The organism is Bacillus cereus group sp. N11 (assembly GCF_016483605.1).
In the GTDB taxonomy this organism is placed as follows: Bacteria; Bacillota; Bacilli; order Bacillales; family Bacillaceae_G; genus Bacillus_A; species Bacillus_A toyonensis.
The window spans coordinates 22,050-38,451 of sequence record NZ_JAEHBN010000024.1; the positions used below are offsets into that span (position 1 = coordinate 22,050).

Genomic DNA, 16,402 nt, shown 5'->3' on the forward strand with positions numbered 1-16,402 from the left:
TTCCACTTTCTAACAATCTATCGATTCTATTAGAATTGATAGATTGCTAAAAAAGCATTATCCACCAGGATGCCGACTAGATTCCAATCAACATCCTCCATATATTGAATTTGATATACCTCTTCCAATTGTAGTAGCTGGTTAATCTAAACAATAGAGGAGATATAGCCTCTTCTCTTGCTTTACATTTGTGAGTGGCTCCAAAAAGAGGGAATCGTTGACGTCCCCTCTTTAGATAGTGCAAAATTTTTGTACCTATTTTCTTTAAGTCGAGCGACAATTATTATACGAATCACAATAAGTAAGACCCAAGAACTTATTTTACCAATATATTAAAAAAGTAGCAATATCACCTGCGATTCATATAAAGAAGCCAATTAGGAGAAATGAAAAAGGAAGTCGTTATCTCTATCGTACAATTGATAAAGATGATGTAGCTCAAGTATTAAAAAAGTTAATCTGTACTATTAACAACAGTTAAAAGAAAAAAATAGTTATTTCCTATATCGAAAATTATGTAAATGAATACTGTTATGAAACGACTATACGATGGCACCGTTATATTTCCATAAAACTAACAAACTAAAATACCACGTAACATTACAAGAGTTACGTGGTATGTAAACGATGAAATATTAAATTTTCACTGATTGTTCTTCTTGATAAATAATTTCACCATCAATAATAGTTATTTCTACTTTTAAATCTTTAATTCGGTTTGGATTCACACTTAAAATGCTGTCATTTAATATAACTAAATCCGCCAACTTTCCGACCTCTATGCTTCCTTTTATCTCTTCTTCAAAACTCGCATAAGCGCCATTCCATGTGTATAGTTTAATAGCTTCCATTACACTTATAGATTGATTCACACCAACCTCTATTCCAGACTTCGTTTTTCTATTGACAGCAACATGAATTCCTAATAAAGGGTTATAGTCGGTAACTGGTGCATCCGAACTACCTGCTGCAATGATGCCTCGATCAATATAATCACGAGCAGCGTACATATGATTAACACGATCACCATAGTGCCGTACATATATCTCTCCGAATTCATATGGAAATGGAGGGTTTGGAATTGGAACTATCTCAAGTTTTTTCATTCTCTCTTGCAAATCTGGTGAAGAAATTCCCGCGTGCTCGATTCGATGACGATGATTTTTTCTTGGTGATTCCTCTAACGCCCTTTCTACACAATTTAAATACATTTCAATAGCTTTATCACCTTGTGCATGCACAGTGATTTGATAACCTTTTTTGTGTGCTTCGCCTAACACTTGATAAATTTCTTCCTCATTATAATAAAGAATGCCATAATTGTTACGATCACTCGAATACGACTCACGGGTTGCAATTGTAGGTCCAGTGCTACTTCCATCTGTAAACAGTTTAGCTGGTCCAACCTTGAACCTCTCATCTCCGGTACCAGTTATCACACCAGCTTCGACCATTTTATTAACAAATTCATGGGAGTTATTTATTTGACATATCATTGCATATATTCGGACACGAATATCCCTACTCTTCACAGCTCGTTGTAGTAAACGAAAACTCTCAGGTCCATCTCCACCTGCGTCATGTATACTCGTTATACCAGCTGCAACGAAATGATCTGATGCAATTTTCACAGCCTTCATCATTTCACTTTCTTTATAACTTGCAACTTCACTCATCTCCATATTTGCTGCTTCAATTAACCTTCCTGTAAGCTTTCCTGCCTGATCCTTTTCAATAACTCCCCCACTCGTGTTCGGTGTGTTCTCGTTAATTTGCGCAATTTCTAATGCTTTGCTGTTCACTACGCTTATGTGGTGACAAGTACGAGTTATAATAATAGGATGGTCAACTGAAATGTCATCCAGCTCAGTAATTGTTGGATAACGCTTTTCCTTCACAGCGGTTTCATTAAATCCCCAAGCACGTATCCATTCACCTTTTGGCGTTTCTAATGCCTTCTTTTTTAGGTCATCTAACAAAGCTTCGATAGAATCAATATGTTCAGCTTTACAACTGACAGCCAACTGATTTTGTCCATAAGAAATGAGGTGCAGATGGGAATCAATGAATCCAGGAAGAAGCGTTTTTCCTTGCAAGTCAATTACATCCGTTTTTTCTCCTATAAAACTCTTAACCTCCTCATTCGAACCAACAAATGCGATACGATTATTTTGTATTGCCACAGCTTCGACTACTGTATTCTTTTGGTCGACTGTAATAACTTCTCCATTTAACAAGACAACATCAGCTTTCATAAACTCAACCCTTTCGGAATTACCCTTTTCGAGTAATTCATTCCGTATTTACAGTTACATCTCTCAATAGGATCTTCCGCCTTTTAACAAATTAAAGTTGAGCTAAACACTCTTTTATTGTTGTAACGATAAAAGTAAAGTCTTCCTCTGTAATGCTTAATGGCGGTGCAAGTTGCAAAATATTATTGTAACCGGCAACAGTGTCACCATTTTTACCGATAATTAGACCTTTTTCTTTACAAGCATTGATGACTTTGTTCATCTTTTCAATGGAAGCCGATTCTTTTGTTTGCTTATCTTCCACTAGTTCAATACCTAAAAGAAGACCTTTTCCGCGAACATCTCCTACGTTTGGATGTTCTTTTACATCCTCTAGTTCATCTAACAGTCGTTCACCCAATTCCTTGGAACGGTCAATGAGTTTCTCATTCTCCATAATTTCTAAATTTTTCAAAGCTAAGGCGCAAGCTGCAGGGTTTCCTCCGAACGTATTCACATGGCGAAATCGATCATAATCTTCGCTGCCTACGTACGCCTCATAAATCTCTCGTTTAACTGCTGTTGCCGACAAAGGAAGATACGCACTTGTAATACCTTTTGCCATCGTAATGATATCTGGTTTGACACCGTAATTCATAAATCCAAACGGCTTCCCTGTCCGCCCAAATCCACATATTACTTCATCACAAATGAGCAACGCACCGTGCTTCTCGCAAATTTCTTTTACTTTTGCCATATATTCATCAGGAGGCATCAAAATGCCGCCCCCAGTAATAATCGGCTCCATAATTACGCCGGCTACTGTTTGACTTAACTCCCATGTCATGACACGATCGATTTCATCAGCACTTGCCAGTGTACGAACATCTTCTGGATTGCGATACGTATCAGGCGGTGCTACATGCAAGAATCCTTGCCCAAGTGGTTCATATTTATACTTTCTTTGTGCTTGTCCTGTTGCCGCAAGAGCCCCCATTGAATTACCATGATAAGCACGATAGCGTGAAATAAACTTATAGCGTCCATGATCACCTTTTTGCTGATGATATTGACGAGCAATTTTAAACGCTGTTTCATTTGCTTCCGATCCACTGTTAGAAAAGAAAATAACGTATTCATCATCAAGCCATTCATTCAATTTCTCTGCTAATTTAATAGCAGGAACATGACTTTGTGTCAGAGGGAAATATGGCATTTCTTCCAGTTGTTCAAAAGCCGCTCTTGCAAGCTCTTTACGGCCATATCCAACATTCACGCACCAAAGACCGGACATGCCGTCTAAATAACGGTTTCCATCAATATCCGTCACCCATGCTCCTTCTGCTTTTGTAATAATTAAATTCGTTGGATTAGGAGATGCTCCTTTCATTGCATGCCAAAGGTACTTTTCATCTGCTTGTTTCAAACTTTGTGTTTGCTCTGTCGCTTGCACAATCACCAACTCCATTCTATCCGTTTATGATTTTCTATCACTCTATCAATAACGAGCCGTAAGCATTTTCTTGCGCGTATAAAATTCTACGCCATCTTTTCCATTTGCATGGAGATCACCATAAAAGGATTTCTTATAACCTGAGAATGGGAAGAATGCCATTGGAGCAGGAACCCCAAGATTGACCCCAAGCATACCTGCATCAATTTCTTCACGGAATTCACGAATTGCTTTCGCGCTATCGGTGTATAGGCATGCACCATTTGCGAACGGTGATGCATTAGCAACATGAATCGCTTCCATCAAACCTTTTACGCGTATAATAGAAAGAACTGGTGCGAAGATTTCATCTTGCCAAATTTTCATTTCCTGTGTCACATTGTCAAAAATCGTTGGACCGACAAAATAACCGTCACCGTTTGCTGCATCATCTTCACGTCCGTCACGAATAAGTGTCGCTCCCTGCTCTATACCAGATTGAATGTATCCGAGTGTACGCTCTTTATGGCCGTCACGAATAACGGGACAAAGGAAAACATCTTCTTCCAGACCATTACCAATCGTAATTGCATTCGCCTCTTGAATCAGTCTATTAACGAGCTCATCTGCAACGTCTTCTTCCACGACAACAACAGCCGCCGCCATGCATCTTTCACCCGCTGAACCGAAGGCAGCACTTGTAATTTCTTTCACTGCAAAACTAAGGTCCGCATCTTTTAATACGATCGAATGATTTTTTGCACCTGCAAGAGCTTGTACACGTTTGCCGTTTGCTGCTGCTGTTTTATATATATACTCAGCGACAGGTTGAGAACCAACGAAAGATACAGCCTTCACATCCTCATTGTCAAGAATGCCATTCACGACGTCATGTGCACCATGTACAACATTTAGTACTCCATCTGGAAGGCCTGCTTCTTTAAACAGTTCAGCTATGCGATTCGCCAGCAACGGTGTTCTTTCAGATGGTTTTAATACAAACGTATTTCCGCATGCAATCGCGAGTGGGAACATCCAGCATGGCACCATCATCGGAAAGTTAAATGGCGTTATTCCTGCGATTACTCCGATTGGATAACGATACATCCCTGATTCAACACCAGTAGCAATATCAGGAAGTTGCTCTCCCATCATTAAAGTAGGTGCACCTGCTGCAAATTCAACACATTCAATCCCTCGCTGTACTTCACCGTAAGCTTCTTTATAACTTTTTCCATTTTCCAAGGTAACGAGTTTCGCTAACTCCTCCCAGTTTTCAATCAAAAGCTGTTGGTAGCGAAATAGAATCCGAGCACGCCGAGGTACAGCAACCTTTTTCCATGTTTGGAATGCTTCTTTCGCAGTTGCTACAGCTCTATCCAAATCTTCTTTAGTCGAAAGCGGCACACGAGCAATAGTCTCTCCTGTTGCTGGATTTGGTACATCTTCTACTTGTTTACTTTTAGATTCTATCCATTGTCCACCAATATAATTTTTTAACGTTTGTACATTTTTCGTTACTACCATGGTGAAACCTCCTAATTTTAAGATAGCCGTCCTATGTATGTATTGCATTCACAAAAAAGAAAGCGTATTCATTAGACGGTATATAAACTTATTTATATCCATTTCTCTAACATTACTAATCTTACTCTTATCGATTGCATATGCAGGAGCAGTCATCTGCTTAGCATTTGTCCACTCCCCAGTTCACATTATTTCAGATTAATCTCATGGTTCATCTTATAATTCTTTTTCAAAAATACTGGGCAATCCCATTCACAAACAAGGTCCTTATCCAAGGAAACAACCCAACCCTTTGTAACATGATACTTTTTTCCATCAACAATAATAAACACTTCACCGTCTGTCACATAGAAAACTTCCTGTTCTTCTACATGCCACGTTCCTTTATTTGGTTCACCTACCCATGGTTCCCATGTGTTGGCACCTAGTTGCTCTGCTTCTTCTGCTGTAATTTTTTTCGCAAAAAACATGATGATACCCCTCTCTCTTATTAGTAATTTTGACGGAATACGTTCCTATACATCTACTGTTTTAACATTGGTATCTGTATTAACATTGGTAACCTTTAAACGTTTGAACTCTTTTCTCATAAAGTATATGGCAATGAGAACGCCTGGAATTTCGGCAACAGGAGCAGCGTACCATACACCTTCTACACCCCAGAACTTCGGAAAAACAAATAGAAACGGTATCATGAACAACAATATTTTGCTAACACTAATAAACGTTGCGGACCAGTTTCTCTCCTGTGATTCAAAATAACCAGAGACAAGCAAGCTAACTGCACTAAGTGTAAACAAACAATTGAATACAACCGTCGTCCAAATGCCCAGTTTTTGCAATTCAGGATTACCACCGGAAAAAAATGACACAATTGGATCTGCAAAAATGATTAATATAGCTGTCACAATTACAAAGAAGGAAACTGTAAAAATGAGTCCCATCTTAATTGCTTGTTTCACACGATCAAGGTTGCCTGCACCGTAATTATAACTAATAATCGGTTGAAGCCCTGTCATTCCACCGAGCGCCGCTAAAGCGAGAAGATTTGTAATGTAACCATTTTGAATCGTGAAAGCTGCAACGTGCAGACCACCTCCGTAGCTTTGCAGTAAATTGTTGGTGAAAATAATTGCAATAAACATCATGAACTGACTAGAGAAAGATGCAAACCCCGTCCAAACTACTTCACCAATCTTCTTAAGATTAATCATCACATCTTTCATTTTTGGCTTCAGTTTTGTTTTACCAAACCAGAAATAAAAGATTAAGAGAACAGGAATCGATTGCGAAATCGTATTAGCCCATGAAGAACCCATCATCCCCATGTCGTACTTCACTACCATAATCCATTCCATAACCCCAGCAACAACTGCTGCGACTAACCAACTGTTCATTGACAATATAGGTTTTTCATCGATATTAGCTAAAATACTTAATACAACGGCCAATATCGTTAATGGCAACGAAATCCATAGTAGTCGGCTATATTGCACCGCATACGGAAGTGCTTCATCACTTGCTCCAAATAGAATCATAATATCAGTTTCAAAGACCAATCCAAGTACAGCTATCAAAGTGGAAAGGAAAAGAGTAAACCATAAAGTTTGTCCCATAATACTTCTAGCTTCTTCTATCTTCCCTTTCCCCATTCGAAGTGAAATGACCGCTCCGGCTCCTATCCCCAAAAGAACTCCAATCATACGGGTAATAACCATGACCGTAAACCCAATTCCGATTCCTTCGATTTCTAGCTCCTGAAAGCCACTGACGAAATAGCCATCAATAACCGATACAACTCCTAGAATTACATTAGCCATAATTCCTGCCAAAGCAAACCGTAAATATAGTAACGGAATACTTTTGGTTCCGAGCACTGAATCATCCACCGACTTATTCATTCCTTCTGGCTTCTCTATGTTCGATGACGGACGGTTGTCCACTATTTTCATGAGCATATCCCCTTACAAATAATTTATATAGCAAGTTAAGCTCAATTAATTCACATACCAACCTACAGGCTTGGCATGCTGGTGGATATTGATTTGCTTCGTTTCCATAAAGTGCTCCAGCCCAGCAACACCTAAAGCCCTACCGATTCCACTTTGCTTATACCCGCCCCAAGGACCTTCAACATAAGCAAGATGATAACTATTAATCCAAGTAATTCCCGCACGCAATTTACTAATGACACGTTTTGCTCGGTCCATATCTTCAGTAAATACAGCACCGGCTAATCCATAAATGGAATCATTCGCTTTTTGGATCGCATCTTCCTCATCTTTAAATTTCTGTACAACAAGGACTGGTCCAAAAATCTCTTCCTTAACAATACGCATATCTGCATTTACATCAGCAAAGATTGTTGGTGCGATAAAAAAACCTCGATCAAGCCCATTTTCTGTTAAACGTTTACCACCACAAACTAATTTTGCACCTTCTTCCATTCCACTCTTTATATAATGTAAAACGTCATTCATATGAGACTCGGTTGTAAGAGCTCCCATTTCGATATTCTCGCTTTCTCCGTTTCCAACTACAATTTTGTTCGCACGCTCGGCCAATCTTTCAACAAACTTATCGTAAATGGTCTCTTGTACAAGCAAACGGGATGCAGCTGAACAAACTTGCCCAGCGTTGTGGAAAATACCAAACATCGCATTATCGACAGCAGTTTCAAAATCCACATCGTCGAACACAATAAGTGGAGATTTTCCCCCTAGTTCCAGTGTAATTTTTTTCATATTGCCCGCGGCTGCTCGCATAATACTTTGACCTGTCTTTGTTCCACCTGTAAAGGCAATTTTGTCAACATCATAGCTCTCTGCAAGCTCATTCCCAACCTTTGAACCAGGTCCCAATACTAAGTTTGCCACTCCGTTTGGAAGCCCAATCTCTTCGATAATTTCAAACAACTTGAATACGCTTACAGGAGTGACGTCAGCAGGTTTAATTACAATTGTATTCCCTGCGGCAAGTGCAGGAGCAATTTGCCAAACAGCTATCATAAGCGGGAAGTTCCAAGGTACAATCAGTCCACAAACACCAATTGGTTCATGAATAACAATCGTTTCTGAAGAATCATCACGATTGTAAGATTCCTTTTTTATACCTTTAATCAAGTCAGCATAATAGCGGAAGCATTGAACCGATACTGGAATATCTACATAGGTTGTTGCACGAATAACCTTACCGTTATTTGCAGTTTCCAAACGGGCAATTTCAGCTGTCTTCTCTTCAAGACGATCTGCAATCTTATATAGATAATCAGCTCTTTCATCAGCCGATAAATCTGACCAAATTCCGCTGTCAAACGCTTTACGAGCCGCCTTTATTGCTAGTTTCGCATCATCTGCTGATCCATGAGCGGACGTTGCAATAACCTCTTCAGTTGCAGGATTGATAATATTTCGTCTAGCACCCGATAATGCTTCTACCCATTTTCCGTCAATGAACATGTTTATTTCCATAAACACCTCTCCTTTACGCAATAATATCTACCAGCTTGAAACCAATATGTGCTATATTGACCAGCATCGTTTTCTGATTATAGAATGGGAATGATTTGAGACGTTCCTTTTCAAATCGATATCCACCTGCATTCCCCGTAACGATCCATTGTGCCAATAACTTACCAAACAATGTTGAGAGAGACGCGCCGTGGCCTGTATAACCAGTTGCAAAATATGCACCTTCTTTAGATTTACCGATAACCGGGAACGTATCAATTGTCACACCGATAAATCCACCCCACCTGTAATCTATCTTGCTTCCTTCTAGTTTTGGCATTATTTTAACCATAGCATCGTACACACTTTGATAAACAGCATCACCTAAGTTCGGACGAATATCACCACCGCCAAATACGATTCGATTATCTGGTGTACGCCTGAAATAGTAAAGGAAACTACTCGTATCAAAAACCATGCGATCTTTAGGAATGACGCTATTCAAAAGTGTTTCTGAAAGCTGTTCAGTAGCAATAATGCGTGCCGAAATTGGCAGTACGCCTTTATTCAGTTCGGCCATGATTTTTCCAGAGTAACCATCTGTAGCAACAATAATGTCTTTCGCTGTAACAGTACCTTTTTCTGTAACAACTTTCACACTATTTCGGCCGTACTCAATAGATAGCGCTTTCGAATGCTCAAAGATTTTTGCACCAATTGATTTCGCTGCTTCTCCCAAACCAATTGCATAGTTCAGTGGTTGGAATGAGTAACTCGAGTTGTCGACTAAGCAACCATAATATTGCGGGGAATCAATTTCTTGATGCAACTGACTTCGATTAAGCACGCTACATTCATATCCAAAATTTTTGTTTAAGTACTCACTTTCATGTTTCAATCCTTCAAAATGTTTGGCTTTGTAAGCTGCCACAATGTGACCTGTCTTTCTAAAATTACAGTTGATTTGATGCTCGTCGATAATGTTTTTAACTAATTCAACACTAAGCAGTGAAAGATCGTTAAGCTGTCTCGCCTCTTCGGCACCATACTTTTTAGCAAGCTCCTGCATCGTTGACTTATAGCCCGGCAATACCATCCCGCCGTTGCGACCGCTTGCGCCATATCCGATTGTTTCCTGCTCAAGGACAATGACACTCTTTCCTAATTTTTGCAAATGATATGCAGAAGAAAGACCTGTGAAACCTGCGCCAATAATGACAACATCCGCCTCTTCATTTCCTTCAAGAGGTTTTCCTTTATCATAGCTGTTTGCAGTCGCTGTCCACAGAGAGAGCGTATCCATTCGATCCATCTTTTCCATAGCTAATCCTTCTCCTTTCGTGACATGTATGTTACAATACAGTCAAAAATATTCGCAATATTCACTCTTATTGAATTAATAATATGATTTGGAGTTTCCTCCAAGTCAATAGTCATTTAAAAGTTTTTTGAATTCATTTTACGAAAAAAGTGGAGTAACTCCACTTTTTTCATCGGAGGGACACATCTATGAAAATTGGTGCATTTGCAAAACTTTTTCATGTTACGACTGATACCGTTCGTTATTACATTGAACTTGGATTATTAATACCAGACAAAAAAAACACCCAGTATCAAATGAACCAATTGTGTTTCGACGACATGGCTTTTATTACCGAGTTGAAAAAATTTCATTTTTCATTGTTAGAAATCCAACGAACTTTATCGTATCGGCGTGTTACAAGCTTCTCGGACCATGAGGATATCGACTACTACAACAACTTGCTCACTGATAAAAAGAACGAACTGATCCAAAAAAAAGAAGACATATCAAAAGCTATCCAATTGATTGAAAAAGCGGTTCAAACCAGTTCGCCTTCATCCAAAGAAGAGAATATTACAGGAATCCCGCTTGACTTTGTAAATCTGCTCTATTGTCCGAAATGCCAAATTCCCCTTGAAATGAAAGATGTAACGATTAAAAAAGTTTACATTCACACGGGAAGTTTAACTTGTACCTGTGGATACGAAGCGGCTATCGAGGAAGGTATTATCATTACCGCGAACTTGTATGAGACGTCTCCTTATCCATCTTATTTTTACGATAAAGAAACGATTAAAGAGATTAATCCCAAAATGATTAACTTATTTGAAAAAATTAATTTTCATTTTCAAAAAGTTCTACAAAATATAGATTTGAAAAACAAATTAATTGTGGAAACAAACGTTGACGCTTTCGTGTCACTACCCAAATATATCGATGTTCTTGAAACGAGCGCATCCTATGTATTCAGTGGCTATTCACTTGAGATGCTCAAGAAGGTTCGAAACAGAATTGAGCGTATGAATCCGAAGCCACGCGTCCTTTATATTTTGAATTCCGATTTAAATTTGCCATTAAAACCGCTTAGCATCGATGTTTTTGTGGATAGTTTTTCAGTAACTGATTTTTCACTGCTCAATCCGCAATTCCCCATTCACGTTCTAAAAAACTATTTACATAACAGTTCAACAATTGTCGGCGGATACTCGTATTATGATAGCTCGGCCAAATCCTTGAAAAACATTTCAGGCTTATATCCAAATTCCAACGAGCATATTTTGTATCCCAAATACTTAGAAGAAAATTTATCAGTCAATGGATTTCAAATTACGCAAAGTGAAAATATCGGTTACTGTACAGATCCAGGACCTTATTTCGATTATCATGTAATAGACGAAAAATTCCACATGCTCATGTATTTGGCTAGTACGAACAAATAGCATACAAAAAGTATTTGTCCGAAAAGCATGCTAGTTCACAAATGAGTAGCACCTTTGTAGCTAAAATGGTAGTGCGGGATCAGCACCCGCGCTACCATTTTCGATTTGCCAATTTCATTCTACAACGTTTACATATCAATCTTATTTAAATGAATTATAGTCACGGCTCTATAGTTCCTGTCCCAACTCCAAAACTCTATACGTTTAGCATTCTTCGGACTACTATTAGATTTTTTATTTAGTAAAGGTCTCACAGTACTACCTTTACTAACGAAGACAGCGCAACTCATTTTTATTCGTTCTTCCCAGAAAATATCTCTTCATTCTATCCCCCTCCTAAAATCCCTTTTCCTCCATTGACCAGTCGTAAAAAAAGCCATCCAACTCGAACGAATTGGATGGCCTTATACTATAAAGAAAATGTTCTATTTGTATTACTTCAATTTTCCCTCAAAAACAATTTTTCTACCACACGGTTCAACTACTGTTTTTCCGTCTTTCTTCACTTCATGAAAGATTGGCTCTTCCATACGACGAGACGGGGCGTATCCTTCTTGTTCCATGCGAGCTAAGCAGTCTGTAATTGCTTCGTTTTCGAGTACTTCAAATTTCTTTTTATTAGGTTGTTTTGTCATGCCCTAACCTACTTTCTATTTTTCTTGATGCGAATTGATTCTTCATGTAGATCATATATACCATTGCGAGAATCCCTATTATAATCATAACTGCAATAAAAAAGCTTGTATACTGTATTTTTTCTATAAATACGCCTCCTAATACAGGCCCCATAATACTTCCTAAACTAAAGGCGATTCCAGATAATATATTACCTGCTGGTAGTAAGTGTCTCGGTAATAAATCTGTCATAAATCCAAGTCCTAAAGAGAAGCAAGATCCAATGACCATACCAGCTAACAGCATGCAGGCAAAGACTATCCAGTAATATTGATCAAATACGGCCGCAAGTAGAAAAATGCTCGTACCTATGCTGAACGTCCACGTTAATATACGGTCCCTTCCGTATTTATCACTTAATATACCGAGAGGAATTTGTGTAATAATGCCCCCAACTGCAAACGCTGGCAATAAGAAGGAAACTTCCGATACAGACCACCCTTTACGAAGTGCGTATACTGGTAAGTTACTATTTAACATTGCTTCAAGCACACCGTATGCAAGTGGTCCCAGTAATGCAATCCACCCTAATCCAACAACTTGTTTATAACGAGAAAATGATGATTCACTCTTCACTTCTCTTTCATCTTGTGCTGGGAATGCATTTTTCGTTGGGAGTAGTAAAAGCCAACCTATTAAACAAAGTATAGTAGATATGATAAATGGTGTTGCAAGACCGTACTGAACAGTGCTTGCTAAATACGGACCGACGGCAAAACCAATTCCGAAGAATACACCGTATATCGATACTTGTCTACCTATTTTACTCGGATCCGATGTTGTCGTAATCCATGTTTGCGTTCCAACATGAAGCATATGATCTCCGACTCCAACTAGAAATCTAAGGATAAACCATACCCAAAACGAAAATGTTTGTGTAAAAAAGAATAATGAAATAATAACAAGAAACCCACCAATGACGATAATTGGCTTCATTCCAAACTTTTGCATCGGTTTTTCAAGAAACGGTGAAATAACTAATATCCCAATGTATAATGCCGTCGCATGAATACCATTAATACTTGAACTAACCCCTTCTTGTTCAAAAATCATTGCAATGGCAGGTAAGAGCATCCCCTGTGATAAACCTGAGATTGCCACAATCCCAACCATAATCCAAAAAGTAAAACGCATCGACATCCTGTTCCCTCTCCTTCTCACGCTTTCCACTTTTCATTATAAACGGTTTCTTCAAATGCGTGTACGAATATTAACAATAAAAAGAAGCTAAAAGAATGAGCCTTTTAGCTTCTTATCCTTCCCAAACTTGTGCTTTCACATTGTAATGAAAATGTTTAAAATATGGATTTTCATAAAATGAAGGGCCATATAAGTACGGATGTGAATGAGCGATTGGTGGCTGCTGTATTTGTAAAGGAACTACAGCTGGTGAAACTTGCAAATACATCGGGCTTATCATTATTTTTGCATATAAGTGATGATTATATGGCGAATGCGCAATTAAAAACGGTTGATGCACTAGTAATCTCCCCTTTTACCTACAAATGTTATAGTATATGCAATACTTTTGCTTTCGGGGACTATTTCTGTTCTAACCAATTCTCTACATGATTTATAAATACATCTAAACAATCAATAAACGGTGAGTGCCCACAATCTTCTAACACCTGCAACTTTGCATTTGGCAAATGTTTTGCTAATTCCTCACCGACTACTTGCGGTACGACGTAATCCCTGTCACCTTGTATGACGAGTGTAGGAGTTTTAATACGATGAATTTGTTTATTTCCCTCTACCACACCATTATGTTCATCCGAAATATTAAATGTGATGAGCGCATAATTCACATCTACGAAATTACGCTGCGTTAACATATCATCTAAATACTTCTCATAACGATCCGGTTCCGGTTGATTGTGTGTATATATTAATAGATTCCACACTGTACGATAATATAATTTATTCATATTTTTTATCGCATCTAGTACTGGAGCAATTTGTACGGGATCTTGCGCGATTTCTTCTTTCGTCTTTACTAAACTTGATACGATCGGTTCCCCGTTAATATCTTTTTTAAAGATTGGATAGCCTTTCATCCCTACTGATTCTACTAAAATTAACTTTTCTACAAAAGTTGGGTGATTCGCTGTAAATTGCATCGCAACACCACCGCCCATTGACCATCCCATTAACGAAAACTTCTCTAGCTTTAATTGATCGATAAATAATTTTACATCTTCTGCGAAGTCTTGTAATGAATCTATCGACTTATTATACGTCGATTGTCCAAATCCTCTTAAATCAAGAGCGTAAATATGGTATTGATTTTGCAGCTTTTCGATAACTAAATCAAAGTGTTGTGACGATGTCATGTTCCCGTGAATGAGTACGAGAGTTTCTGTATTTCGCCTTCCAACTTCCTGATACGCAATCGTTTCTCCATTCGATAGTGAAACAAACTCCATTGTTGCAGGCTTAATCATCACAAGTTCCCCCATTCTTTTTAATAGAAAGAAAATTCTTTATATAATTAAAGAATAACATACAGAATATATGTTCTCAACATAAAACCTATGCGAAATTTTTACATAAAACAACATGCCTATTACTAGACAACTATAATAAAAAAAGATATAGTTAGCTAGGTAACTAATTTGAAAGGATCAAAATATATGGACGAAAAACAACATTTTTTTCACATCGTCAGCCAGACTTCTCGAAAGTTTACGAAGAAATTTAATGAACGCGTATCTCCAACTGGGTTATTTAGTGCGCAGTGGGCTGTTATTTTTCGTATTAATCAAACCGGTTCTTGTACACAAACAGAATTATGCCAGTATTTAAATGTTGAATCACCAACGATGACCCGTACGTTGACACGTATGGAAACGATGGGCTGGATTATTCGTACAGAAGGAAAAGATCGCCGTGAGAAGCTTATTTCTTTATCCGAAACAGCTATAAAAATGATTCCAGTATGGCAAGAAGAAGTGGATACTTTCGAAGAAAAGACGCTAGATGGTATTAACGAAGATGACTTACATCAAGCATTTCAAGTGTTACAACAAATTATTAAAAACTTAGATTAAATTGGAGGGATGACGATGCAAAGTGAAAAACTTTGGACGAAGGATTTCCTCGGAACTTGTTTTAGTAGTCTATTTCTCTTTTTAACATTCTATATGCTTATGACTACTTTACCTGTCTATGTAATAGACGGCCTAAAAGGAAAACCTGAGGAAATTGGTTTAGTTGCAACTGTTTTTCTTATTTCTTCTGTTTTATGTAGACCATTTACAGGAAAATGGCTCGATGACTTAGGAAGAAAGAAAATATTATTTATTTCACTTTCATTATTTTTAGCCGCTACTGTTATGTATTTCGGTGCGCAAAGTTTATTTTTATTACTTGCCCTTCGCTTCTTACATGGTATTGGCTTTGGGATGGCGACGACAGCAACTGGTACGATTGTAACTGATGTTGCGCCAGCTCATAGACGAGGCGAAGCACTTGCTTATTTCGGCGTATTTATGAGTCTGCCGATGGTAATTGGTCCTTTTTTAGGTTTAACAATTATTTCTCATTTTTCGTTTACTGTACTATTTATCGTTTGTTCCGTATTTTCATTACTTGCATTTTTATTAGGATTACTTGTAAATATTCCACATGAAGCACCAGTGAAAAAACAAAAACGAGAAAAAATGAAGTGGAAAGATTTAATTGAACCATCTTCTATTCCAATCGCTCTGACAGGATTTGTTTTAGCCTTTTCTTATAGTGGTATTTTATCCTTTATTCCTATATATGCGAAAGAGCTCGGTTTAGCCGATATTGCAAGTTATTTCTTCATTGTATACGCACTTGTTGTTGTAATTTCTCGTCCATTTACAGGAAAGATTTTTGACCGCTACGGCGAAAACGTACTTGTTTATCCAGCTATTATTATTTTCACAATTGGGATGTTCGCATTAAGTCAAGCACAAACTCCATTTTGGTTCCTAAGCGCAGGTGTATTAATCGGTTTAGGTTATGGAACATTAATTCCAAGTTTCCAAACGATTGCAATTTCTGCGGCGCCAAATCATCGACGTGGTTCTGCGACAGCTACGTACTTCTCATTCTTTGATAGTGGTATTGGCTTTGGTTCTTTCATTTTAGGTATCGTCGCGGCGAAATCAAGTTATCATAATATGTATTTTATCGCAGCTATTATCGTTGCGTTCACTTTACTTCTATATTATGGATTACACGGTCGAAAACAAAAATTCAAGAAACAACGTACAGACGGACAAATTTCCGCTTAACGTTAATAAGGAAAGTAAACTTCCCCGTTTACTTTCCTTATTTTGTATTTCTTTCAAGACGAGCGTATACTTATAGTA

Annotated in this window: 14 protein-coding genes; 3 read left to right on the plus strand and 11 right to left on the minus strand. The window is 38.1% G+C overall.

Annotated features, from left to right (window positions below; all coding sequences use genetic code 11):
* Nucleotides 1–635: 635 nt before the first annotated feature.
* The 7 genes from JDS98_RS26440 to JDS98_RS26470 all read right to left on the minus strand — a co-directional run bounded on the left by JDS98_RS26440 (nucleotide 636) and on the right by JDS98_RS26470 (nucleotide 9,963).
* Complete coding sequence (locus JDS98_RS26440; protein WP_097959450.1) at nucleotides 636–2,255, minus strand: amidohydrolase; 1,620 nt, start codon at nucleotides 2,253–2,255, stop codon at nucleotides 636–638.
* A gap of 91 nt (nucleotides 2,256–2,346) precedes the next feature.
* Nucleotides 2,347–3,702 (minus strand): aspartate aminotransferase family protein, encoded by a 1,356-nt coding sequence (locus tag JDS98_RS26445; RefSeq protein ID WP_176519447.1) that lies wholly within the window; start codon nucleotides 3,700–3,702, stop codon nucleotides 2,347–2,349.
* 30 nt (nucleotides 3,703–3,732) lie between these two features.
* Nucleotides 3,733–5,193 (minus strand): CoA-acylating methylmalonate-semialdehyde dehydrogenase, encoded by a 1,461-nt coding sequence (locus tag JDS98_RS26450; RefSeq protein WP_097959448.1) that lies wholly within the window; start codon nucleotides 5,191–5,193, stop codon nucleotides 3,733–3,735.
* 188 nt (nucleotides 5,194–5,381) lie between these two features.
* Entirely contained in the window at nucleotides 5,382–5,663 is a 282-nt protein-coding gene (locus JDS98_RS26455; protein WP_097959447.1) for a cupin domain-containing protein, read from the minus strand.
* 45 nt (nucleotides 5,664–5,708) lie between these two features.
* Nucleotides 5,709–7,145, minus strand: a complete 1,437-nt coding sequence (locus JDS98_RS26460; RefSeq protein ID WP_097959446.1) for an MATE family efflux transporter — start codon at nucleotides 7,143–7,145, stop codon at nucleotides 5,709–5,711.
* A 45-nt stretch (nucleotides 7,146–7,190) separates the two neighbouring features.
* Nucleotides 7,191–8,663, minus strand: coding sequence for an aldehyde dehydrogenase family protein (locus tag JDS98_RS26465; protein WP_199634500.1), 1,473 nt, complete (start codon nucleotides 8,661–8,663; stop codon nucleotides 7,191–7,193).
* A 13-nt stretch (nucleotides 8,664–8,676) separates the two neighbouring features.
* Complete coding sequence (locus JDS98_RS26470; RefSeq protein ID WP_000413844.1) at nucleotides 8,677–9,963, minus strand: NAD(P)/FAD-dependent oxidoreductase; 1,287 nt, start codon at nucleotides 9,961–9,963, stop codon at nucleotides 8,677–8,679.
* Between the two features lie 188 nt (nucleotides 9,964–10,151).
* On the opposite strand from JDS98_RS26470, the gene JDS98_RS26475 reads away from it, so the two are divergent.
* Nucleotides 10,152–11,384 (plus strand): MerR family transcriptional regulator, encoded by a 1,233-nt coding sequence (locus tag JDS98_RS26475; RefSeq protein ID WP_098912077.1) that lies wholly within the window; start codon nucleotides 10,152–10,154, stop codon nucleotides 11,382–11,384.
* A 434-nt stretch (nucleotides 11,385–11,818) separates the two neighbouring features.
* Here the strand turns inward: JDS98_RS26475 and JDS98_RS26480 are convergent, their stop codons facing one another.
* The 4 genes from JDS98_RS26480 to phaZ form a co-directional block, all read right to left on the minus strand.
* Nucleotides 11,819–12,019 carry an NETI motif-containing protein gene (locus JDS98_RS26480; protein ID WP_000166300.1) on the minus strand — a complete coding sequence of 67 codons (201 nt, stop codon included), beginning with the start codon at nucleotides 12,017–12,019 and terminating at the stop codon, nucleotides 11,819–11,821.
* The gene (locus tag JDS98_RS26485; RefSeq protein ID WP_000062786.1) at nucleotides 12,003–13,199 is read right to left on the minus strand and encodes an MFS transporter; all 1,197 of its coding nucleotides are present in this window, start codon (nucleotides 13,197–13,199) and stop codon (nucleotides 12,003–12,005) included. Before JDS98_RS26485 ends, JDS98_RS26480 begins: the two co-directional genes overlap by 17 nt.
* Nucleotides 13,200–13,311: 112 nt before the next feature.
* Nucleotides 13,312–13,539, minus strand: coding sequence for a hypothetical protein (locus JDS98_RS26490; protein ID WP_000554163.1), 228 nt, complete (start codon nucleotides 13,537–13,539; stop codon nucleotides 13,312–13,314).
* A 61-nt stretch (nucleotides 13,540–13,600) separates the two neighbouring features.
* The gene (gene phaZ / locus JDS98_RS26495; RefSeq protein ID WP_097855306.1) at nucleotides 13,601–14,503 is read right to left on the minus strand and encodes an intracellular short-chain-length polyhydroxyalkanoate depolymerase; all 903 of its coding nucleotides are present in this window, start codon (nucleotides 14,501–14,503) and stop codon (nucleotides 13,601–13,603) included.
* A 189-nt stretch (nucleotides 14,504–14,692) separates the two neighbouring features.
* Here phaZ and JDS98_RS26500 point away from each other — a divergent pair, with 189 nt between their 5' ends.
* The gene (locus JDS98_RS26500) at nucleotides 14,693–15,109 is read left to right on the plus strand and encodes a MarR family winged helix-turn-helix transcriptional regulator (RefSeq protein ID WP_000343676.1); all 417 of its coding nucleotides are present in this window, start codon (nucleotides 14,693–14,695) and stop codon (nucleotides 15,107–15,109) included.
* A 15-nt stretch (nucleotides 15,110–15,124) separates the two neighbouring features.
* Nucleotides 15,125–16,324 (plus strand): MFS transporter, encoded by a 1,200-nt coding sequence (locus tag JDS98_RS26505; protein WP_001190323.1) that lies wholly within the window; start codon nucleotides 15,125–15,127, stop codon nucleotides 16,322–16,324.
* The last annotated feature ends 78 nt before the right edge of the window (nucleotides 16,325–16,402 follow it).

Coding starts and splice junctions, on each gene's coding strand:
- JDS98_RS26485 (WP_000062786.1), bottom strand. CDS start 13,199: ATGTCGATGCGTTTTACTTTTTGGATTATGGTTGGGATTGTGGCAATC.
- JDS98_RS26480 (WP_000166300.1), bottom strand. CDS start 12,019: ATGACAAAACAACCTAATAAAAAGAAATTTGAAGTACTCGAAAACGAA.
- JDS98_RS26475 (WP_098912077.1), top strand. CDS start 10,152: ATGAAAATTGGTGCATTTGCAAAACTTTTTCATGTTACGACTGATACC.
- JDS98_RS26440 (WP_097959450.1), bottom strand. CDS start 2,255: ATGAAAGCTGATGTTGTCTTGTTAAATGGAGAAGTTATTACAGTCGAC.
- JDS98_RS26505 (WP_001190323.1), top strand. CDS start 15,125: ATGCAAAGTGAAAAACTTTGGACGAAGGATTTCCTCGGAACTTGTTTT.
- phaZ (WP_097855306.1), bottom strand. CDS start 14,503: ATGATTAAGCCTGCAACAATGGAGTTTGTTTCACTATCGAATGGAGAA.
- JDS98_RS26450 (WP_097959448.1), bottom strand. CDS start 5,193: ATGGTAGTAACGAAAAATGTACAAACGTTAAAAAATTATATTGGTGGA.
- JDS98_RS26500 (WP_000343676.1), top strand. CDS start 14,693: ATGGACGAAAAACAACATTTTTTTCACATCGTCAGCCAGACTTCTCGA.
- JDS98_RS26460 (WP_097959446.1), bottom strand. CDS start 7,145: ATGAAAATAGTGGACAACCGTCCGTCATCGAACATAGAGAAGCCAGAA.
- JDS98_RS26445 (WP_176519447.1), bottom strand. CDS start 3,702: ATGGAGTTGGTGATTGTGCAAGCGACAGAGCAAACACAAAGTTTGAAA.
- JDS98_RS26465 (WP_199634500.1), bottom strand. CDS start 8,663: ATGGAAATAAACATGTTCATTGACGGAAAATGGGTAGAAGCATTATCG.
- JDS98_RS26455 (WP_097959447.1), bottom strand. CDS start 5,663: ATGTTTTTTGCGAAAAAAATTACAGCAGAAGAAGCAGAGCAACTAGGT.
- JDS98_RS26470 (WP_000413844.1), bottom strand. CDS start 9,963: ATGGAAAAGATGGATCGAATGGATACGCTCTCTCTGTGGACAGCGACT.